Source organism: Streptomyces sp. NPDC002181 (assembly GCF_042890485.1).
GTDB lineage: Bacteria > Actinomycetota > Actinomycetes > Streptomycetales > Streptomycetaceae > Streptomyces.
This window is the reverse complement of the sequence record NZ_JBIASC010000002.1, coordinates 692960-713268: the sequence shown is the minus strand read 5'-3', so window position 1 is coordinate 713268 and position 20309 is coordinate 692960. Positions and strand designations below refer to the sequence as shown.

Here is a 20309-nt window from a genome sequence, read left to right as displayed (position 1 = left end):
AGAGGGTTGCAACGGTATGCAACTCTCGCCAAGTGCCGGGCACCCGACCGAAACTGTCCGGACGTCGCCTCGCGGCGTGACAGCTCCTCCTCGGGGCTTTCGGATCAGGGGTGGTGCCGAGTCGGCGCGGCGCCACCCCTGCTCCCGGTCGGCGGGCCCGGATCCCGGCTCGGACCTGTTTGGGGACAGGTACCTGAACCTAGCCCGCGATCCGCGCCCGTTCGACCAGCGCGCCCAGGTGCAGGCTGTGCGGCAGCGTGCCGAAGGTCACGCCCCAGTCGCCGCCCAGACGCGAGGCGCAGAACGCGTCCGCCACCTCCGGCGGAGCCCAGCGCACCAGCAGCGAGCCCTGGAGCACCAGGGCGATGCGCTCCACCACCCGTCGCGCCCGCGCCTCGATGCCCTCCAGGTCCGCGAGCTCCGTCAGCAGCCCCTTGACGGCCGAATCCAGCCGGTGGTCGGCGCCGCGCGCCCGCCCCACCTCCTGGAGGTACGCGTTCAGCGCCATCGGCTCCCGCTGCAGCGCCCGCAGCACGTCCAGGGCCTGTACGTTGCCCGAACCCTCCCAGATCGAGTTCAGCGGGGACTCGCGCAGCAGCCTCGGCAGCCCGGACTCCTCGACGTAGCCGTTGCCGCCCAGACACTCCAGCGCCTCCGCCACCATCGGCGTACACCGTTTGGTCACCCAGTACTTCGCGGCGGGCACCGCGATGCGCAGGAAAGCCCGCTCCTGCTCGGTCCCGGCGTCGTACGCGGCCGCCAGACGCAGCCCCAGCACCGTCGCCGCCTCCGACTCCAGTGCGAGGTCGGCAAGAACGTTGCGCATCAGCGGCTGCTCGATGAGCCGTGCTCCGAAGACAGAGCGGTGCTCCGCATGGTGCACGGCCTGCGTCAGTGCCTGCCGCATCTGCGCCGCCGCACCCAGCACGCAGTCCAGCCGGGTCGCCGCGACCATCCCGATGATGGTCCGCACCCCCCGCCCCTCCTCGCCGACCCGTCGCGCCCACGTGCCGTCGAACTCCACCTCGGCCGAGGCGTTCGACCGGTTGCCCAGCTTGTCCTTCAGCCGCTGGATCGCGAACGCGTTGCGCGTGCCGTCCGGCAGCACCCGGGGCACGAGGAAGCAGGTCAAGCCGTCCGTCCCGGAGGGGGACGCCTGCGCGAGCACCAGGAAGGCGTCCGACATCGGCGCCGAGCAGAACCACTTGTGCCCCCTCAGCAGGTACTCGCCCGGCGCGTCCAGCGGCTTCGCCGCCGTCGTGTTCGCCCGTACGTCGCTGCCGCCCTGCTTCTCCGTCATCCCCATGCCGAACAGCACCCCGGCCTTCTGCGCCGCCGGCCGCAGGCCCTGCTCGTACACGTGCGAGGTCAGCCGCGGCTCCCACTCCGCCGCCAGCTCCGGGTCCGTCCGCAGCGCCGGTACCGCCGCATGGGTCATCGACACGGGACAGCCGTGCCCCGCCTCCGCCTGCGACCACACGAGGAACCCGGCCGCCCGGCGCAGATGCCCGGCGGGGCGCCCCCACGCGTCGGTCAGCCCCGCACCCACCGCGTGCCCCAGCAGCCGGTGCCAGGACGGGTGGAACTCCACCTCGTCGATCCGGTTGCCGTAGCGGTCGTGCGTCCGCAGTTCCGGCGGGTTCTCGTTCGCCGTCGCACCCCACCGCAGGGCCTGCGCCGAACCCGCGGCGCGCCCGAGTTCGTGGAGCTCCTCCCGCACCTCGCCGAGGAGTTCGGGCTCCGCGTCCGCGAGGTGCCGCTCCACGCCCTCCCGCAGTGCCCGGTCGGTGCCGTAGACGTCGTAGCCCACCAGGGGAGGGGCCTGGTTGGTGACTGTGTGGGTGGTGGCTGCCATGCGGATACCGTAAGGACGTGCAGCCAGCAAAAGAAACACCCGAGCGGGTCCACGGGCGGGTCCCCGGGCGACTCCACCGGGCCCGTGCCCTCTACCGCAACGTCTCCAAGCGCAAGATGGCGTGGCTGCTGCTGAAAGACACCGTCAATTCGTGCATCGAGTACAGGATCCTCGGCCTCGCGGCCGAGGCGGCGTTCTTCACGCTGCTCTCGCTGCCGCCGCTGTTCCTGGGCCTGCTGGGCCTCCTCGGCTACGTCGACGGCTGGACGGGCGGCACCTTCGTGGCCTCCATCGAGGAGAACATCCTCAACGCGGTCGGCACGGTCCTCTCCGACCGGGGCGTCAACGACATCGCGAAACCGATGCTCGACGACGTGACCAAGGCCGGCCGCCCTGACCTGATCTCCCTCGGTTTCGCCTTCGCCCTCTGGTCGGGCTCGCGCGCCGTCAACGTCTTCATCGACACCATCACCGTGATGTACGGGCTCGACGGCCAGCGCGGCATTGTCAAGACCCGGCTGCTCGCCTTCCTGCTGTACGTCGTCGCCCTGGTGATCGGCGCCGTCGTACTGCCCCTGATGGTGGCCGGGCCCGACGCGGTCGTCCGCTGGGTGCCCTGGAGCACCGAGGTGATCGCCGTCCTGTACTGGCCGATCGTCACCCTGCTGTCCATCGCCTTCCTGACCACGCTCTACCACGTGTCCGTACCCGTGCGGTCCCCGTGGATCGAGGACGTCCCGGGCGCGCTCGTGGCGCTCGCCATGTGGGTGCTGGGCTCGTTCCTGCTGCGGATCTACCTCACGAACACCGTCGAGGGCCCGACCATCTACGGCTCGCTGGCCGCCCCCGTGGCCGTCCTGCTGTGGATCGGGGTGTCGGCCTTCGCCGTGCTCGTCGGCGCGGCCGTGAACGCCGCCATCGACCGCGTCTGGCCGTCCGTGGCCACCGCCGCGGCCCGCGAGGCCAACGAGCGGGCCCGCGAGGCGGAGGCCGCCCAGCTGATCGCGCGCGCCGCCGCCTGGCGGGCCCTGGCCGAGGGCGAGTCGGAGGACGACGAGGAAGGGGACGGCGCGATGCCCTCCGAGTTCCCGGAGCGCTGGTCGAAGTTCCTGCCGCCGGAGGACTACTCGGCCCGCCTGCGCAAGCACTGACGGCGGGCATGCCCTGCGGGCGGGCTCCGCAGGCGGGCTCCGCGGGCGGGCTCCGCGGCCCGCCGGCGGCGGCGTAGCGTGGTGGCCGTGTACGAGGAGAGGCCGTCCCCGCTGGTGCCCGGAGGGATCGTCTGGCGGCGCACCGGAGCCCCGGGCGGGCCCGTGCTGCCCGACGGCTGCATGGACCTGCTGTGGGTGGGCGGGCGGCTGCTGGTGGCCGGCCCCGACACCGGGCCGCACCCCGCCGGGGAGGTCCCGGGCGGGCTCTTCGCCGGGCTGAGGTTCGCCCCCGGCACGGCTCCCGCGCTGCTCGGCGTACCGGCGTACGAGCTGCGCGACCGCCGGGTCGAGCTCGCCGACCTCTGGCCGGAGCGGGAGGTGCGCGCCCTCGCCGAGCGGATGAACGCGTACGAGGACCCCGGCGCGGGGCTGGAGCGGCTGGCCCGCGGCCGCGCGGCGCGGAGCGCTCCCCCCGACCCCCTGGCCTCGCGCGTGGCCGCCGGGCTCCGCGCGGGGGAGTCCGTCGCCGCCGTGGCGGCGGTGGTCGGCCTCGGGCCCCGCCAGCTCCACCGGCGCTCCCTCGACGCCTTCGGCTACGGACCCCGCACGCTCGGGCGCGTGCTGCGGCTCCAGCGGGCCCTGGAGCTGGCCAGGAGGGGGCTGCCGCAGGCCGAGGTGGCCCACCGGGCCGGCTACGCCGACCAGGCCCACCTCGCCCGCGAGGTCCGGGCACTGGCCGGGACCACTCCGGGGTCCTACGCGGCGGCCTACGCCCCGGCCGACCCCGCGGCCGGCTCCCGAGAGGCCGCGAACAGGGACACCGCGCAGCCGTCCGGGTCGAGCACGGCGGCGTAGCGCTGCCCCCAGACGGCGTCCCAGGGCTCCAGATGGCCCTCGTACCCGGCGTCCGTCAGCTCGGCGTACACCGCGTCCACCTCGGCGGGGGACCCGCACAGGAATGCGAGCTCCCGCCTGCCGCCCCCGGTGGGCGGGGTCCAGGACGGATCGAAGGAGCGGACCACGTCCTGCGTGTCGAAACCGATCCGGAGCCCGCCGGGGAGGACGGCCTCCACGTGCGGCTGCTCCTCCGCACCGGCCGGGAGGTCCAGGCCCAGGCGGCGGTAGAAGGCGAGCGAGGCGGCCATGTCGGAGACGACGAGGCCGATCATGTCGAGTCGGGGAGTCGTTCGGGAAGTCATGCGGCCAGGCTAGGAGCGGACCGGGCCCCCGGTCTTGAACGAATCGGACACGCCCCCCCGCCCGTGTGGCCGGAAGAAGAAGCCGGAGGAAGAAGCCGGAAGAAGAAGCGGGAAAAGGAGCCGGAAAAAGAGTTGGCGTGCGCCGGAGGCCACTTGCTACGGTGATCCTGTTCCCGCCGATGAGCGCGGAACGGACCAGTTCGCGCATGACCCGGAGGTGAGTTCATTGATGACTGTCGTCGCGCAGGGCGCTGCCCGCATCCAGAAGACCATCAATGTCACTTCCGTGGTCTCCGGCTGACCTCACACCTCTTCGCGCGCCGCTGAGCGCGCGCTGCCGGGGCCACCCTGTGAAGGGTTTCCCTTGTCTTTCTCTTCTTCCCACCCGTCTTCTTCCTCCGCCTCTTCCGCGGACGCGTCCGCCCTCGCCCCCTTCGGCTGGGACGAGGCGTGGGAGGCCGAGTACGCCCCGTACACCGGGCAGGGCCTGGTGCCCGGCCGCGTGGTGCGCGTGGACCGCGGCCAGTGCGACGTCATGACCGCGGACGGCCTCGTCCACGCCGACACCGCCTTCGTCACCCCGCACGACCCGCTCCGCGTCATCTGCACCGGTGACTGGGCCGTCGTCGAGGCGACCGGCAACCCCCGGTACGTCAAGACGTACCTGCCGCGCCGGACCGCCTTCGTGCGCTCCACCTCCTCGAAGCGGTCCGAGGGACAGATCCTCGCCGCCAACGTCGACCACGCGATCATCGCGGTCTCCCTGGCCGTCGAGCTGGACCTCGGCCGCATCGAGCGCTTCCTGGCCCTCGCCTGGGAGTCCGGGGCGCAGCCGCTGGTCGTCCTGACCAAGGCCGACCTCGTACCGGACCCGGTGACGCTCGCGCACCTGGTCCAGGACGTGGAGACCACGGCGCCCGGCGTCGACGTCCTCACCGTGTCCTCGCACACCGGCGAGGGCACGGACGTACTGGCGGCGGTCGTCGCCGGCGGTACGAGCGTGCTGCTCGGCATCTCGGGCGCGGGCAAGTCCACGCTGGCGAACGCGCTGCTGGGCGCCGACGTCATGGCGGTCCAGGCCACCCGCGACGCGGACGGCAAGGGCCGGCACACGACGACCACCCGCAACCTGCTGGCCCTGCCCGGCGGGGGCGTCCTCATCGACACGCCCGGACTGCGGGGCGTCGGTCTGTGGGACGCCGGGACCGGGGTCGGCCAGGTCTTCGCGGAGATCGAGGAGTACGCGGCCGACTGCCGCTTCCACGACTGCGTGCACGAGGCCGAGCCGGGGTGCGCGGTACTGGCGGCGGTCGGCAACGGCGAACTGCCGGAGCGGCGCCTGGAGAGCTACCGCAAGCTGCTCCGCGAGAACCAGCGGATCGTCGCCAAGACGGACGCCCGGCTCCGCAACGAGATCCGCCGGGACTGGCGCATCAAGTCGGCTGAGGGCCGGGCCAATTACACGGCCAAGCGCACCGGCCGCTACTGAGTCCCGCCCCAGGGCGCCTGCCCCCTCCCCCGAGGAGGGCAGGCGCCCGGGACCGCCCCGCGGAAGGACGGAGCGAGGTTGCGGACACCTCTGGGGTCAGGCCTCGTCCAGGCCCCACGCGAACACCCGGTCCGGGTGGATCCGGATCACCTCCGGGCTGAAATGCGGACCGAGCGCGTGCGGGCCCACCTCCAGGGTGGCCCGGCCGCGGATCTCGACGCCGCGGACCTTCCAGGGGCGGGTGCTCGCCAGATCGTCCACCACGAGCGCGAGCCGCGGGTTCTTCTCCAGGTTGCGCCATTTCTTCGTCGACCCCATGGCCATGCCGCCCACCAGGACCGTTCCGTCCTCCTGCGGGAAGAACCCCACCGGGTTGGCCTGCGGCTGCCCGGCCGCGTCCACCGTCGCCAGCCGCCCCAGCCGCTGCGACCGCAGATACGCCAGCTGTGCCTCGCTGAAACCCTCGAACTCCGTCATGGAACCCAGCCTCGCAGCGCCCCGCGCCCCCCGCATCGGGCCCGCGGCCGAGCAGACGTAGATCCATGGCCCTAAGCCGCCTCGGCCGCGGCTGCCCGCTCCGGCCGCCCGCTCCGGCCGCGGCTGCCCGCGTCAGCCCGCCACCACCGCCCCGAGCCAGGCGCCCACCACCATCAGGCACGCGAGCAGTTCCACCAGCACGCTCGTGCCCACCGCCCGCATCACCGCCCGCACCGAAGCCCAGGCCTCGCCGTGCGTACCCAGACGCAGCCGCTCGCACAGGTAGATGCCGCCCACGAACCCCGGAACCGCCCCCAGCACCGGGATCACCACGAAGCCGAGCAGCGCGCCCGCGCCCGCGAACGCCGCCATCCGGCGGGTGACCCCCACCCCGCGCAGCCGTCGCGGCGGCAGCTGCCACTTGACCACCTGGACCACCAGCAGCAGCGCCGTCGTCGCGACCAGCAGGGACCACGCCGTCGCCGACCGCTCGTGCAGCGCCCACCACATGACCCCCGCCCAGACCAGCCAGGTCCCCGGAACGCCCGGGACCAGCACCCCGAGCACCCCGAGCAGGAGCACCAGCCCCACCAGGAGCAGCTGAGGCAGATCCATGCGCTCAGCCTGACCGACAGCGGCCCGTCGGGCCACCCAGCACGGACGTCCGGCCCGATCCGCCTCGCCGTGTGGTCCCGATGCTCCGGACGGCCCACCCAGCGGCACGGCCCGCCCCGATCGCACCCGCCCTGTGCTCGGGTGGCCTGTGCGAACCGGCCCTTCCCGCCGCGCCGCCCCACGTTCCACAGTGCCGAGCGGCCACGGGCGGCCGGCCCTTCCTCCGGGAGGAAACCCAGTGAACCCCCTCCGCACACGGTGCGCGGCGGCCTTCGGCGTGCTGATCGCCTCGGTGGCCCTCGGCTCGTCCGTGCCCTCGGCCGCCGCGTCACAGCCCCGCGAACTGGTCGTCCCCTCGGCCGCCTACCCGACCGTCCAGTCCGCGGTCGACGCCGCGCAGCCCGGGGGGCGCATCGCCCTGCGCCCCGGTGTCTACCGCGAGCAAGTCACGATCCACAAGAACCTCACCCTCACGGGGGCGGGTGCCGGGAAGAGCACGATCCTCGCCCCCGAGCACCTGGTGGAGGGCCCCGACGGACGGAACTCGATCGTCTCCCTCGACAACGCGGCGTCCGTGAAGATCTCCCGACTCACGGTGAGCGGGCCGGGAGCCGGTACCTGCGCCGCGGGCGCGCTCGGAGCCGGCATCCGGGTCCTGGGCGGAGCGCACCTGGACCTGAGCCGCGCGGAGGTGTCCCACATCAAGGACACCCCGGCGGCCCCGTGCTTCCGCAGCGCCAACGCGGTCCTCATCGGGGACTTCCCGACCGGTGCGGGGTCGGCGGACATCCGGGACTCGAAGATCACGGACTACCAGGGCTCGGGCATCGTCGTGCTCGGCGGGGCCTCTGAGGCCACGGTGCTCCGCAACGTCGTCACCGGCCAGAAGCACCTCTCCACCGACGGCATCGAGTTCGTCGAGGCGACCGGCAGGGCCGAGCGGAACATCGTGAGCGACAACTCCTGCCGTGAGCCGGACCCGGACTGCGGCCCCGACTTCTTCACCGAGATCCAGCACGCCGGCATCCTGGCCAACACCGGCGTCGTGGTCACCCGCAACCGCCTCGTCGGCAACCAGCTCGGCGTCTACGGCTTCGGCACGCTGGAGACCGGCAGCAACACCCTGGTCGACAACGAGTACTTCGGACTGGCCTTCCAGGACGGCACGTTCACCTCGGTCAAGGACACGATCCGCGGCGGCGGGGGCGGCGTCGCGGTCATCGCCTCGGAGACCGACACCACCGCCCGGCTGAAGCAGGTGAAGATCACGAAGGTCTCGGGCGAGCGGACCCGCACGTACAAGTGCTGCGGGTTCACCGCGACCGTGACCTCCGAGCCCTAGGGGCGTCTTGGGCTCGTCTTCCGGATCCCCGCCTCCCGGCGGCGCCACGGGGGAGGCGGGGATCCGGGGGACTCCCTAACGGGCCACCCAGCCCCTCTCGTACGCGTGCCAGCCCAGCTGGAGCCGCGTCGTGACCCCGGACAGCTCCATCAGGCCCTTGACCCGCCGCTGCACCGTCCGCAGCCCCAGCTCCAGGTGCTTCGCCACGCTCGCGTCCGTCATCCCGGCCAGCAGCAGCGTCAGGATCTCCAGGTCGGTGGTGTCCGGCACGCCCCCCGACTCCTCCGCCGCGCCCGTCACCCCCAGCCGCAGCGGGAGCGCCTCCCGCCACACCGCCTCGAAGAGGCTCATCAGCGACTCCAGCAGCCCCGAGGCGTGCACCACCAGCGCCGCCGGCTCCGCCCCGCGCGCCGTCAGCGGGACCATCGCCAGGGACCGGTCCGCGATCACCAGCTTGGTCGGGACCTCACCCGTCACCCGGACCTGCTCGCCCCGCGCGAGCGCGGTCGACGCCTCCCTGATCCCGGTCGGCAGTGCCAGTACCTCCCGTTCGATCACCACCCGGTAGGCCACACCCCGGACGGCGGCGCGCTCCTCCGCCTCGTTCTCCATCCCGGTGACCACCTGTGGCCGGCCGCTGACCAGCGCGCACACCTCCTCCGCCGCGCCCAGCTGGAGCTGGTGGAAGCGGTGCGCCACCGCGCTCGCGCCCGTCACCACCTCCACCAGGTCGTGCACCGCCGGCTCGGAGGCCTCCGCCCGGTACTCCTGCGCCAGCAGCGCCGCCGCCAGCTCCGCCTGCTCCAGCTCGTGCCGCTGCTGCGTCAGCAGCGCACCCAGCGCCACCCCCGGCGGGGCCGCCACCCAGCGCCCCGGCCGGGTGGAGGACTGCGCCGCCAGCCCGTGCCGCTCCAGATGCCGCAGCGCCCGCTCGGTCTGCGGTACCGGCAGCGTCAGCCGGTGCGCGAGGTCGGGCACCTCCGCCGCCCCCAGCGCCACCAGTACGCGGTACGCCGACTCCTGGCCCTCGTCCAGGCCTATGGCATTCAGCAAGCGGTCCACCCACCCTCTCCACACCGTTCGTGGCGGGAAGCGGCCACGGCGCAAACCCGCCTCCGACATCATCGCCGCACCTCCCGCCTCTCTGCCAGGGTGACGCCACCGCAGCACCAACATCCGCCGGTCAGACACCACTTGCGGGCAGCTTTGCCGTGCAATGCAGCAGTTTGCCGGAATTCACCTGGGGAGAGCGATGCGCCCGATATCGCGTACGGCGGTGGGAACGGCCGCCGCGGCCGTCCTGGCCGTCACCGCCATCGGCCAGTCGGCTGCACAGCCGATCGACGGAGCGCCCGGAGGAGCCGGGAAGAGACCGATCGCGGGGAGCGAAGCGGCCGGAAAGCAGCCCACGGCCCCGGTCACCGTGACCCTGGTCACCGGCGACCGGATCCTGGTCTCCACCGACCCGGCCGGGCGGACCGCCGCCACCGCCATGCCGCGCGAGGACGGCTCGCAGCCGCTCGTGCAGACCCGCCAGAACGGCAAGGACCTCTACGTCTACCCCGAGAGCGCGGTCAAGGCCCTCGTCGCCGGCAAGGTCGACCAGGAGCTCTTCAACGTCACCGGCCTGATCCGGCAGGGCTACGACGACGCCCGCACCAAGAAGCTCCCGCTCATCGCGGTCTACGACGGCTCCCCGGACCTGGCGCGCAGCGCGCCGCCCGCCCCGCGCGGCGCCGAGCGCTCCCTCGTGCTCGGCTCCATCGGGGCCGTCGCCCTCGCCGCCGACAAGCAGCAGGCCGCCTCCTTCTGGGCCGACGTCACCGACACCCGCTCCCGCGCGGCCGGCGGGCTGAAGAAGCTCTGGCTGGACGGCAAGGTCCAGGCGAACCTGGAGCGTTCGACGAAGCAGGTGAACGCGACCGCCGCCTGGGCGGCCGGCTACGACGGCAAGGGCACCAAGGTCGCCGTCCTCGACACCGGCACCGACCTGGAGCACCCGGACCTCAAGGGCCGCGTCTCCGTGTCGAAGAACTTCACCGACTCCGACACCGACGCGGACCGCCAGGGCCACGGCACCCACACCATCTCCACCGTCGGCGGCTCCGGAGCCGCGAGCGGCGGCGCCAGGAAGGGCGTCGCGCCGGGCACCGAACTGCTCAGCGGCAAGGTCCTCAACGACCAGGGCCACGGCCTCGATTCGTGGATCATCGCCGGTATGGAATGGGCCGTCGAGAGCAAGGCCGACGTGGTCTCCATGAGCCTCGGCGACCCCTCGCGGACCACCTGCGACGACCCCATGTCGGCCGCCGCCGAGCGGCTCGCGCAGAGCGGCTCCACCCTCTTCGTCATCGCCGCCGGGAACTCCGGCCCCGGCAACAACACGGTCTCCTCGCCCGGTTGCGCGCCCAGCGTGCTCACCGTCGGGGCCGTCGACCGCGACGACACCACGGCCTCCTTCTCCAGCCGCGGTCCCGCCGGGCTCCAGCACACCCTCAAGCCCGAGATCGCCGCCCCCGGCGTCGGGATCTCCGCCGCGGCCATGGGCGGGCGCGGGGTGTACGCGTACCAGTCCATGTCCGGCACCTCGATGGCCACCCCGCACGTCGCGGGCGCCGCCGCCATCGTCAGGCAGCGCCACCCCGACTGGACCGCCCAGCAGGTCAAGGCCGCCCTCGTCGGGTCCGCGAACTCCGCTGTCCCCGGGGACGTACGCCAGACCGGCGGCGGCCGCCTCGACGTCAAGGCGGCCGTCGACGCCACCGTGACGAGCGCCCCGGCCGTGCAGGGCGGTTCGTACGGCTGGCCGCAGGACCGCAGCGACCGGACCAGCGCCGACATCCCGTACACCAACACGGGCACCCGGCCCGTCACCCTGAACCTCGCCGTCGAGAAGGTCACCGGCAACGACGGTTCGGCCGTCCGCAGCAGGATCGCGGGCCTGGACCGCCGTACGGTGACCGTCCCGGCCGGCGCCACCGTCAAGGTGCCCCTCGCCCTCGACCCGGCCGCCCGGCTGGAACGCTCCCAGTACGGGGACGTCACCGGGCGCGTCGTCGCCACGGCGGACGGAGTGCACCTCTCCACGCCCTTCTCGCTGTACGTGGAGCCGGAGACCGTCACCCTGCGGGTGAAGCTGATCGACCGTGCGGGCAAGCCGGCCGCCGGACCCTCCTCCCTCGACGTCATCGGCACGGACGACGCCAGCGGGGAGCGCCGCTTCAACGACGGAGCCGCGGACCAGGTCTACCGGGTGCGCCCGGGCTCGTACTTCCTCTCCGCCTTCGTCGGCACCCCCGACGCCGGTGACGGGGCCGCCCTGTACGACTCCCTCACCTACCTGGGCCGCCCCCAGACGGAGGTCAAGAAGGACACCGTGGTCGTGCTGGACGCCCGCAAGGCGGCCCGGCTCTCGATCGCGACCGACCGGCCCACCGAGGCCCGCAGCACCACCCTCGCCTTCTCCCGGTACTGGGACCGGTCCTGGCTGCACGCGGGCACGGCGATGGGAGGCCGGACGATCCGCGGGTACTACGCCTCGGTGGAAGGCCGGGCGCACGAGGGCGAGTTCGAGTTCGGCAGCTACTGGCGGGCGGCCGCTCCGCTGATCTCCGAGCTGAAGGTCGCGGGCGGCCCGGCGCTGCACCCGATCACCGCCTCGACGGGCAGCGACAACCTCGACGGTACGGGCGCCGCGCCGCTGGTCGACGCGGGCGCAGGTACGCCCGAGGAGCTCGCGACCGCGGGTGTGAAGGGCGCGATCGTCCTGGTCAAGACGGTGGACGGCTCGCTGTACGAGGTCGCGGACCGCGCCAGGGCGGCCGGCGCCAAGGCCGTCCTCGCCCACCGCGAAGCCCCCGGCCGCTTCACCGGCTTCACCGGCTACGCGGGCGGCTCGCTCCCGGCCCTGACCATCGAGCGGGGCGAGGCGCGGGCCCTGCTCGCGCGCCTCGCCGCGGGCAAGGTCACGCTGAGCTGGAAGGGCAGCGCGAAGAGCCCGTACGTCTACAACCTGGCACAGGTGGAGAAGGGCGAGGTGCGGCGGGAGCGGAGCTACCGGCTGCGCGACCGCGACCTCGGCACGGTGGAGTCGACCTACCACTCGATGGGCGTGGCCGCCGACTTCATCGACCTGACCGGCGCCTACCGGCCCCTCGGCAACGCCGTGTACTTCGGCGGCATGGACACCGTCCCCGTCCCCGGCAAGCGCACCGAGTTCTACTCCGCCGGGGACACCGCCTGGGACCACATGGTCTCCAGCAGCTTCCCCTGGGGCGAGTTCATGACCGACCGGCAGCGCACGTACGCCAAGGGCTCCGAGCGCGGCGAGAGCTGGTACGACGGGGTGATCGGGCCCGTCGCCGGGCGCGACCTCGCGGGCACGCCGCAGCTTGCGGCCGAGCGGCAGGGCAACCTGATCGGCTTCGCCTCCGCGATGTGGGGGGACACCGGGCACTACGCGCAGCCGGGCTCCTTCGGGGACGCCGGCGGGCTGGTCCTGAAGCGGGACGGCGAGCAGATCGGCGACAGCTGGTACCCGTCCGGGGTCTTCGAGGTCCCGGCGGAGGAAGCCACGTACGAACTGACGCAGCAGATCGAGAAGTTCGGCCAGCCTGCGCGCACGTGGCAGCGTTCGCAGGCGGTGTCGACGACGTGGACCTTCCGGTCGAAGCAGGACCCGGCGCAGTTCTCCCAGCCCCTCCCGATCCTGTTCCCCTCGATCGCGATCCCGGCGGACGGCATGAAGACGCTGCCGGCGGCGAACGGGCAGAGCATCGGGCTCGGGGCCACGGGGCACGCCGGATACGCGCCGGGGGCGCTGAAGTCGGCGAGGCTGGCGTACTCGTACGACGGTGAGCACTGGACGCAGGCGGCCGTCACCGAGAAGAACGGCCGGTGGTCGGCGGTCGTCGACCACGCCGGGGCCGAGGCGGGCCGGCAGGTTTCGCTGAAGGTGGAGCTCACCGACGCGAACGGGGCGGCCGTTACCCAGACGGTCGTGCGGGCGTACGACATCCGCTAGGTCGTACGAGAGATACGAAAAGGGGTCCACCGGGCGGCGGCCCGGTGGACCCCTTTTCGCGTATTCGGCGTTTTCTGCCGCTGTCGGGGGCCAAGAATGAGCCCATGAGTCAGCAGGGCGCGGACGACTGGTGGCAGAAGCTGTACGGAACCACGGACCCGGACCCGGATCCGGACCCGGCCCCCACCCCGGACCCGGCCGACACCCTGGAATCCCGCTTCCACTCGGCGTCGTCCCTCACGCACCGGGTCCCGCCCCAGGGGCCGCCGGAGCCGGGTGCCGTTCCGCCGGTGCCGCCTGCGGCGGCGCCCCCGCACTCCGTGCTGCCCCGGCCGCGCCGGGGGGCCGATCCGGCGCCGGAGCCCGCGCCCCCGCCCCGGGACCCCCGGGGACCGGGGACGACGGGGTACGGCCTGGGCAGCGTGACGGTGCCGCCGGCGCTCCCGGAGGCACCGTCCGAACCGCCGGCCCGGCACTGGGGCGCCCCACCCGACCGGGCCCCGGACGGGGACACCGGCCCGGCCCCCGACACCACACGCCCCGACATCGCACGCCCCGCCACCACACGCCCCGACGCCGCAGCTGCGGCCGAGGCCGCCGGGGCGGGCCCGGGAACCCACGCCGAACGCGATCCGATCCCTGAAGCGGAGCCGCCGGCTCCGTGGGAAGCCCCCGGCACCCTGCCTGCCGTGGCCCCGCCCGGGGCCGGTACGACCGTCCACGTCGGGGTCCAGCCGCTTGCCGGGGATCCCGTTGCCGGTGAGCCGTGGTCCGAGGCCGGCGTCAGGGTTGGTGCCGGTGCCGGTGCCGGTGCCGGGGGCGGGGGCGCGGGCGGAGAGCGGCCGGTCGTGGGATTCCTCGGGGACCGGGCGCCCACGTATGCCGCCGAACCGGGGGCCCTGCCCGTCGCCGATCCCGGGGCGCTGGACGAGCTCGTGCCCGACACCGTGCTCGAAGGGGCCCGGCACGGGGCGTACACCCTGCGCGCCACCTCCGTGCGCGGGGACTCCGCCCGGTTCCGCGGCGAGGCCCGGCGGGACTTCCTGCTGACCGCCCGCTTCGGCACCGGCGACGACGCCCTCGTCCTCGCCGCCCTCGCCGGAGGCGACCGTTCCGCCTCCGGCGCCGCCGAGGCCGCGGCCGAGCTGTGCCGGTGGATCGCCTCCGCCGTCGGCCGCAGCCGCGAGCGCCTCGCCGACGACATCCGCGCCGGCCGGCGCGACGCCCTGCGCTCCGGGCTCCAGCGGCTCACCGACCGCGGCTACGGCCGCCTGCGCGCCCACGCCGCCGAGCTCGGGCTCCCGGAGGAGGCGTACACCGCCGGCCTGCGCGTCCTGCTGCTTCCCATCGACCCCGAGTGCAAGACCCGCGTCTGCTTCGGCGCGGGTGCCGGCGGCCTGTTCCGGCTGCGGGAGGGAACGTGGCAGGACCTGGAGCCGGAACCGGCCGGGGGCGCCGCCGACGGTTTCCGGTTCCGCGCCGCCGTGGCCCGGCCCCGCGACACCCTGCTCCTGTGCTCCGGCGGCCTCGCCGACCCCATGCGCGAGGAGGGTCTCCTGCCGGCCGAACTCGCGGCCCGCTGGGCCGACCCCGAACCCCCCGGCCTGGCGGCTTTCCTCGCGGACACCCAGCTCCGCCTCAAGGGCTACGCCGACGACCGGACAGCAGCCGCCGTCTGGGAGGCGTGACCGCGCTGCCGCCGTGGCGTGCCCGCGCGGGAGCGGCCCCGCAGCGCGTGGCTGCGGGGCGCCCCATGGGGTTCAGTGGGGTCAGTCGACCATCTGCCCGTCCTTCGAACCGCCCACGCACGTCATCCCGACGACCTTTCCGCCGGCGTCCGTGCATTCACCAGGGGTGAGGCTTTCGGTATGGGCGATGGCGGTGGCGTTGTGGGTGGCGGCCGTGGCGGTGGCGGCACCTGCGAGGCCGAGCCCGGCGAACGATGCCGTCGCGATGACGGCGACGAGAACTCGTCGAATGCGCATGTGGGTCCCCTTCCGAGGATTGGCTTGGTTGGGCCACTGACCAGCATGATCTTCACCCGAACGGGTGGCGCGTCGGGTTACTCCATTCGGGTGAGGTCGGTCGGTGGCCGGGCCGGCTGCCGAAGGGGCGCGCCGACGCCCTGGAGGCGTGTCCCACGTGCGGGCGGCGCGCTATCGTTCCCCGAACGGCGGGCGGCGCGTCATCGGGTTCACCGACCGGGGCCGTCAAGTGGTGTCGATGTCCGGCGACGGCGGTTTCTCCATGCTGATGGGAGATTCCCTCACCCTGGTGCAGTACGACCTGCCCGTCAAAGTGGTCCTCTTCGACAACTCATCCCCGGGAATGGCCGAGTTGGAGATGCCGGTTTCCGGCCTCTCTTCGTACGGAACGACCGACCGCACCCCCGATTTCGCGGCGATCGCCCGCGCGGCGGGCGCGTTCGAGGGGCCGGGGGAAGAGGCCGGGCAGCTCGCGGGGGCTTTGGAGGACGCCTTCCGGCACGGGAGACCCGCCTCGGCGGGCGTGGTGACCGATCCCGACGCCCTGTCGATTCCCCCCAAGACCAGTGCCGAGATGATGACCGGTTTCGCACTTTCCGCCGACAAGATCGCGCCCGACGGTGGCGCGGGAAGGGTGATCCGGATGGCTCGATCCCAACTGCCCGACGTGCCGCCGTCGTAAGCCCGCAGGAGTGCGGATTGCCCCGGCGGGCATGCATCCCCGGAGACCAGTTCGAGATCACGGGAACTTGCGGGGGAGGACATCGCCGTGCGGGTGGGGGCGAAGACCGGGAAGCAGTGGGGGAGAGGGCGGCCCGAACCGCGTGAACCGTCCGTCGAGGACGGGAGAGCGGTGGACGCGCTGGAGATCACCCGGAGCGTACGCCGGGCGGATCACAAAGCGGTGAGCGAAGTGCGCAGGGCATTAAGGGAGTTGATGCGCCACCGGTGTCCGGCCGATACCGCCGAGGTGGCCGAGCTGCTGATCACCGAGCTCGTCACCAACGCCCTCGTCCACACCGACCAGGGCGCCGAGGTGTCCGCGAGGCTCGCCGCGGACCGGCTGAGGGTGGAGGTCAGGGACTACGCCTCGCGCCGGCCCCGGCCGTACGTACCGACCGCCGACGACGGTACGCACGGCCGGGGCCTGATGCTGGTGCAGGCCCTCGCCGACGCCTGGGGCGTGGACGGGCCCGTCCAGGCGGGTGGCAAAGTGGTGTGGTTCGAGTTGGACGGCGCCCTCGGCGGCCGGGCCCACCCCGGCGCGTACGACGCGGGGCCCGCCTGAACGGCGGGCCCCGCGGGGTCGTTCCGGTCTGCGGTCGTCAGCCGAACTGCTGCTCCAGATCCTTGAGTTTGCGTTCGAGCGAGTCGAGGCGGGGGATGGTCTGGGTGTCGTCCTCGGCGGTCAGGTCCACCGTCCGGGTGCCGGTCACCTCAGCGATCTCGGGTCCGTGTACGGCCTGCAGGGAGGGCCGGCGGCGCGGGGCGGGCAGCTGTCCCGTTTCCGGTATGGCCGGCTCCGCGCCGACCGGCGCGGAGCCCGACCCGGGGGCCAGCCCCGGTACGTCGACCTGGCGGGCGCGGGAGCGCCCGAACGCCCGGTTCTGCCGGCCCAGGGCCTTGATGCGGGCCCGGTCCAGCCGGTTCTGATCGCGCCGCCGGTGGCGGTCCTGCTCCCGCTCGCGCTTGTCCTCGCGCACCTCGTCGACGGCCTCGTCGAGGGTGCGGACCCCCTCCAGCAGCATCAGCGACCAGGCGCCGAAGGTCTCCCGGGGGGCCCGCAGCCAGCGGACCATCCGGATCTGCGGCAACGGCCTCGGGATCAGGCCCTGCTCGCGCAGCGCGGCCCGGCGGGTCTGCTTGAGGGCGCGGTCGAAGAGGACGGCCGCCGAGAGCGACATGCCGGAGAAGAACTGCGGAGCGCCGTCGTGCCCGATGCCCCGCGGCGCGTGCACCCAGTTGAACCAGGCGGCCGCGCCCGCGAACAGCCAGACCAGCATGCGGGAGCCGAGGGCCGCGTCGCCGTGGCTCGCCTCGCGCACGGCGAGCACCGAGCAGAACATGGCGGCGCCGTCGAGGCCGAAGGGCACCAGGTACTCCCAGCCCCCGGAGAGGTTCAGGTTCTGCCGCCCGAAGCCGACCAGTCCGTGGAACGAGAGCGCCGCGGCGACCGCCGCGCAGCAGAACAGCAGGACGTAGGAGGCGGTTCCGTAGACGGCTTCCTTGCGCCGCCGCCGTTCTTCGCTGCGCTCCCAGGTGTCTTCGGCCGCGGCCTTCTCGCCTTCCCGCTTGCCCCGGGCCAGTACCGCAACTGCCGCAAGTACGCCCAGGATCAGCAGGCTGCCGGGCAGCAGCCAGTCCAGCGATATGTCGGTCAGTCTCATGCGGATGTCCCTTGCCTCTGCCTCGCGTGTGCGGCCTTTCGGGAGCCATGGTGACGCAGGAGATCGGCCCGGCATGCGGGTTTCGGGGCAAGTGGACGCCATCGGGGGGTGGGGCCCGCCGGATAGGGCGTTGTGGTTCGAACTGCCGCTCGTACGACCGGAGTCGAGTTCGATTCCGGTCAGTCGTACGAGTGGGTTCGGAGGTCAGGCGGCAGCCGTGAGGCGGACGATGCGTTCCGCGTCGCAGGTGCGGGGACAGGTGGTGCAGGTGTCCTCGGGCCGGATCGTGTAGAAGAGGCAGCAGCTGGCCCGGTCCCGGGTCGCCAGCTGTTCGCCGCGCGGGCCGGAGAGCGTACGGAACGCCGCGCCGGCGGTGTACGGGGCCGTCCGGCCGGGCAGCAGCGCCTCCAGCTCGGCCATGGCCCGGTGCTCCTCGCCGACGAGCTTGCCCAGGTGCCAGACGCCCGAGACGATCTCGTCGGTCACCATGCCCCACAGGGCGCGGCGGCCGCGCCGCATGCGCGGGCCGAAGCCGTCCAGCAGCGGTTCGAGGTGGTGGGCCACCGCAGCCCGCACCTCGGCGCGCAGCGCCTCCTCGTCGGGCACGACACGGGCCCCGGGGAGAGCGGCCGCCGGATCGTCCGGCAGGCAGGAGAACGATTCGACGCGCACGCTCATGCGCCCCTGGGTCCGGTGGAACGCGACGTCCCGCGCCGAAAGGCGGGGCACCCGGCGGTCGAGGAACCAGGGGGCCGTGATCAGCAGGCAGGCGGGCCAGGCGTACCGGTGCAGCCCGAAGGTGGCCACCACGTCGGGCCGGGCCTGGCGGCCGTAGTCCCGCAGGACCTGGGCGTCGTCCCAGGCGAGGTAGCCGTCGGCCTCGGCCCCGCCGGCCGCGAGCGCTTCCGCGCCGATCCACCCCACACCGCGAGGGGCGGGCTCGTGCGCCGCGCGTTCGACGACCTGGAGGCGGTCGTAGGCCTTCGACAGGCGTGCGTACGCGTCCGCCACCGGAGAGCCGGCCGGGGGCAGGGCGACGACGGAGCTGTCGGGCATGGCGGGACCACCGATTCACACGGTCGAAAGCAAGGGAGGTAAGGCTTACCTTAGCTGATCTAGGGCGACCGTACCAGCACCTGCCGGACCGATTCGCCTATTCTCGGGAGGCACGTGTCAGGTCGAGACCCCGGGGAGGACCGAGTGCGCGAAGCGGCCCACGTCGGGGTGGAGGCGCTGATTCCGGCGCAGAAGGTGCAGAAGGTGCTGCGGCACTCGGTGCGCGGGCAGGTGCTCGACGCGCTGCGCGCGGCCCTCTTCGACGGGGAGCTGGCGCCGGGGGAGATCTACTCCGGGCCCGCCCTGGGGGAGCGCTTCGGCGTCTCCGCGACGCCCGTGCGCGAGGCGATGCAGCAGCTGGCGCTGGAGGGCGCGGTGGAATGCCTCCCGAACCGGGGCTTCCGCGTGCTGTCGCGCACGCCGCGGGCGATGGCCGAGCTGGCGGAGGTACGGGCACTGCTGGAGGTGCCGGTGGTGCTGCGGCTGGCCCGTGCGGTCCCGGCGGAGGCCTGGGCGGCCCTGCGGCCGGCGGCGGCCGCGGCCGCCGAGGCCGCCGGGGCGGGTGACCCGGCGGGGTACGCGGACGCGGACCGGGCCTTCCACCGGGAGGTGCTGTCGCTGGGCGGGAACGCACAGCTGGTCTCCGTGGCGCAGGACCTCCACCGGCGGTCCCAGTGGCCGCTCCCGGGGGTTGCGCGGGCCCGGCGGCCGGAGCTCGTGGCGGACGCGGCGGAGCACACGGCTCTGCTGGAGGCCCTGATCGAGGGTGACCTCCCGCTGGTGGAGCAGGTGCTCCGCAGGCACTTCGGCATGGTCTGAGCCCCGCCCCTCACACCCCCGCCGGGCTGGGCCTGTCCGGGTGGAGCTGGTCCGCCAGCCAGGTCGGGATGCCGCCCAGGAGGTGGAAGAGGCGGCGGGCCTCCGCGCGCAGGCGGGCCGCTTCCGGTTCCGGCTCGGCTTCGGCCAGGGCCGCCAGCGCGGGGGCCGTACCGATCAGGAAGCCCAGGTCCTCCCGGATCCGCAGGGACTCCGCGAAGCCCTTGCGGGCCTCCGCCACCTCCCCGTCCCGCAGCGACAGCGCCGCCAGGTGGCGCCAGGTGAAGGACAGCAGCAGCGTGTCCCCGTGCGCCAGCGCCCCGGCATGGGCCCGGCGGTACGCCGGACGGGCCGACTGCGGGGCGTCCGCGAGGTGCTCCGCGACCAGCCCCCGCCGGAAGTCCAGCAGCGGACGGGTCCGGGACCCGGGGGAGAGCAGCGCCGCCGCCCGGCCCAGAGCCGAGCGGGCCTCGTCCGAGCGGTCGCGGACCCCGAGCACGGTCGCCGCGTACGCCAGCTGCCCGCGCTCGCACGCCGCGGCGCCCCGTTCGTCGTCGTCGTGGGCCACCGCCTCCGCGACCCGCAGGGCGTCCTCCGCCTCGGCCCAGCCCTGCCCGGTGAACAGGCACCGCTCGACCAGCAGGGCGGTCCGCTGCACGGCCGCGCCGGCGTCGTGCAGGTGGGGCGTCAGCAGGGCCGCCGCGTCGCTCCAACAGCCGCGCGAGCGCAGCCGCCATATCGCCCGCTGGAGGGGATCGTCTCCCCCGGTAGATCCGGCACCGGACATGGCGGTATCCGCCACATTGCCCTCCCCAAAGCAACCAAGCAGCACGTCGTTGAGCCCTGGGGCGAAATGAGAGCACGGATCGGAGCCTTCGGCCAAGGGGTCGGGTGAACTCTTTCACAAAGTCCGG

17 protein-coding genes and 1 pseudogene are annotated in these 20309 nt (G+C 73.7%); 9 read left to right on the top strand and 9 right to left on the bottom strand.

What is annotated here, in order from left to right:
- Window positions 1-199 precede the first annotated feature (199 nt).
- Window positions 200-1855, bottom strand: a complete 1656-nt coding sequence (locus tag ACFYXV_RS09345; protein ID WP_389382455.1) for an acyl-CoA dehydrogenase family protein — start codon at window positions 1853-1855, stop codon at window positions 200-202.
- A gap of 17 nt (window positions 1856-1872) precedes the next feature.
- Here ACFYXV_RS09345 and ACFYXV_RS09340 point away from each other — a divergent pair, with 17 nt between their 5' ends.
- The gene (locus ACFYXV_RS09340) at window positions 1873-3006 is read left to right on the top strand and encodes a YihY/virulence factor BrkB family protein (RefSeq protein WP_383347984.1); all 1134 of its coding nucleotides are present in this window, start codon (window positions 1873-1875) and stop codon (window positions 3004-3006) included.
- 87 nt (window positions 3007-3093) lie between these two features.
- The gene (locus ACFYXV_RS09335) at window positions 3094-3861 is read left to right on the top strand and encodes a helix-turn-helix domain-containing protein (protein ID WP_389382454.1); all 768 of its coding nucleotides are present in this window, start codon (window positions 3094-3096) and stop codon (window positions 3859-3861) included.
- On the opposite strand, the gene ACFYXV_RS09330 is transcribed toward ACFYXV_RS09335, so the two are convergent.
- Entirely contained in the window at window positions 3774-4205 is a 432-nt protein-coding gene (locus ACFYXV_RS09330) for a VOC family protein (RefSeq protein WP_389382453.1), read from the bottom strand. The two genes, ACFYXV_RS09335 and ACFYXV_RS09330, sit on opposite strands and share 88 nt — an antisense overlap.
- Window positions 4206-4569: 364 nt before the next feature.
- Between ACFYXV_RS09330 and rsgA the strand changes: the two genes are divergently transcribed.
- A complete protein-coding gene (gene rsgA / locus ACFYXV_RS09325) occupies window positions 4570-5694 on the top strand; it encodes a ribosome small subunit-dependent GTPase A (RefSeq protein WP_389382452.1) in 1125 nt (374 codons plus the stop codon).
- 96 nt (window positions 5695-5790) lie between these two features.
- Here rsgA and ACFYXV_RS09320 read toward each other — a convergent pair whose 3' ends face one another.
- On the bottom strand, window positions 5791-6171 hold the full coding sequence (locus ACFYXV_RS09320) for a PPOX class F420-dependent oxidoreductase (RefSeq protein WP_383347969.1): 381 nt from the start codon (window positions 6169-6171) through the stop codon (window positions 5791-5793).
- Between the two features lie 132 nt (window positions 6172-6303).
- Complete coding sequence (locus ACFYXV_RS09315) at window positions 6304-6786, bottom strand: DUF456 domain-containing protein (RefSeq protein WP_385466889.1); 483 nt, start codon at window positions 6784-6786, stop codon at window positions 6304-6306.
- A gap of 238 nt (window positions 6787-7024) precedes the next feature.
- Between ACFYXV_RS09315 and ACFYXV_RS09310 the strand changes: the two genes are divergently transcribed.
- The gene (locus ACFYXV_RS09310; protein ID WP_389382451.1) at window positions 7025-8128 is read left to right on the top strand and encodes a right-handed parallel beta-helix repeat-containing protein; all 1104 of its coding nucleotides are present in this window, start codon (window positions 7025-7027) and stop codon (window positions 8126-8128) included.
- A gap of 75 nt (window positions 8129-8203) precedes the next feature.
- On the opposite strand, the gene ACFYXV_RS09305 is transcribed toward ACFYXV_RS09310, so the two are convergent.
- Window positions 8204-9181 (bottom strand): helix-turn-helix domain-containing protein, encoded by a 978-nt coding sequence (locus ACFYXV_RS09305; protein WP_389382479.1) that lies wholly within the window; start codon window positions 9179-9181, stop codon window positions 8204-8206.
- A 199-nt stretch (window positions 9182-9380) separates the two neighbouring features.
- Between ACFYXV_RS09305 and ACFYXV_RS09300 the strand changes: the two genes are divergently transcribed.
- A complete protein-coding gene (locus ACFYXV_RS09300) occupies window positions 9381-13151 on the top strand; it encodes a S8 family serine peptidase (RefSeq protein WP_389382450.1) in 3771 nt (1256 codons plus the stop codon).
- 104 nt (window positions 13152-13255) lie between these two features.
- Window positions 13256-14839 (top strand): protein phosphatase 2C domain-containing protein, encoded by a 1584-nt coding sequence (locus ACFYXV_RS09295; RefSeq protein ID WP_389382449.1) that lies wholly within the window; start codon window positions 13256-13258, stop codon window positions 14837-14839.
- 81 nt (window positions 14840-14920) lie between these two features.
- Here the strand turns inward: ACFYXV_RS09295 and ACFYXV_RS09290 are convergent, their stop codons facing one another.
- Entirely contained in the window at window positions 14921-15136 is a 216-nt protein-coding gene (locus tag ACFYXV_RS09290; protein WP_385466901.1) for a hypothetical protein, read from the bottom strand.
- A gap of 145 nt (window positions 15137-15281) precedes the next feature.
- On the opposite strand from ACFYXV_RS09290, the pseudogene ACFYXV_RS09285 reads away from it, so the two are divergent.
- Both ACFYXV_RS09285 and ACFYXV_RS09280 read left to right on the top strand, forming a co-directional pair.
- Window positions 15282-15818: pseudogene (locus tag ACFYXV_RS09285) on the top strand (thiamine pyrophosphate-dependent enzyme); the annotation flags it as partial.
- A gap of 222 nt (window positions 15819-16040) precedes the next feature.
- Window positions 16041-16424 (top strand): ATP-binding protein, encoded by a 384-nt coding sequence (locus ACFYXV_RS09280; protein WP_385466904.1) that lies wholly within the window; start codon window positions 16041-16043, stop codon window positions 16422-16424.
- Between the two features lie 37 nt (window positions 16425-16461).
- On the opposite strand, the gene ACFYXV_RS09275 is transcribed toward ACFYXV_RS09280, so the two are convergent.
- Window positions 16462-17523, bottom strand: a complete 1062-nt coding sequence (locus ACFYXV_RS09275) for a DUF2637 domain-containing protein (RefSeq protein WP_385466907.1) — start codon at window positions 17521-17523, stop codon at window positions 16462-16464.
- Between the two features lie 204 nt (window positions 17524-17727).
- Entirely contained in the window at window positions 17728-18579 is an 852-nt protein-coding gene (locus ACFYXV_RS09270; RefSeq protein ID WP_385466909.1) for a (2Fe-2S)-binding protein, read from the bottom strand.
- A 99-nt stretch (window positions 18580-18678) separates the two neighbouring features.
- Between ACFYXV_RS09270 and ACFYXV_RS09265 the strand changes: the two genes are divergently transcribed.
- A complete protein-coding gene (locus ACFYXV_RS09265) occupies window positions 18679-19398 on the top strand; it encodes a GntR family transcriptional regulator (protein WP_385467058.1) in 720 nt (239 codons plus the stop codon).
- Between the two features lie 10 nt (window positions 19399-19408).
- Here ACFYXV_RS09265 and ACFYXV_RS09260 read toward each other — a convergent pair whose 3' ends face one another.
- Window positions 19409-20197: a hypothetical protein gene (locus ACFYXV_RS09260; protein WP_048478297.1), complete on the bottom strand. Its 789-nt coding sequence runs from the start codon at window positions 20195-20197 to the stop codon at window positions 19409-19411.
- Window positions 20198-20309: the final 112 nt, after the last annotated feature.

Excerpts from the sequence above, each read along its gene's own strand:
- ACFYXV_RS09290 (WP_385466901.1), bottom strand. The coding sequence starts at position 15,136 with ATGCGCATTCGACGAGTTCTCGTCGCCGTCATCGCGACGGCATCGTTC.
- ACFYXV_RS09345 (WP_389382455.1), bottom strand. The coding sequence starts at position 1,855 with ATGGCAGCCACCACCCACACAGTCACCAACCAGGCCCCTCCCCTGGTG.
- ACFYXV_RS09270 (WP_385466909.1), bottom strand. The coding sequence starts at position 18,579 with ATGCCCGACAGCTCCGTCGTCGCCCTGCCCCCGGCCGGCTCTCCGGTG.
- ACFYXV_RS09315 (WP_385466889.1), bottom strand. The coding sequence starts at position 6,786 with ATGGATCTGCCTCAGCTGCTCCTGGTGGGGCTGGTGCTCCTGCTCGGG.
- ACFYXV_RS09300 (WP_389382450.1), top strand. The coding sequence starts at position 9,381 with ATGCGCCCGATATCGCGTACGGCGGTGGGAACGGCCGCCGCGGCCGTC.
- ACFYXV_RS09330 (WP_389382453.1), bottom strand. The coding sequence starts at position 4,205 with ATGACTTCCCGAACGACTCCCCGACTCGACATGATCGGCCTCGTCGTC.
- ACFYXV_RS09295 (WP_389382449.1), top strand. The coding sequence starts at position 13,256 with ATGAGTCAGCAGGGCGCGGACGACTGGTGGCAGAAGCTGTACGGAACC.
- ACFYXV_RS09275 (WP_385466907.1), bottom strand. The coding sequence starts at position 17,523 with ATGAGACTGACCGACATATCGCTGGACTGGCTGCTGCCCGGCAGCCTG.
- ACFYXV_RS09320 (WP_383347969.1), bottom strand. The coding sequence starts at position 6,171 with ATGACGGAGTTCGAGGGTTTCAGCGAGGCACAGCTGGCGTATCTGCGG.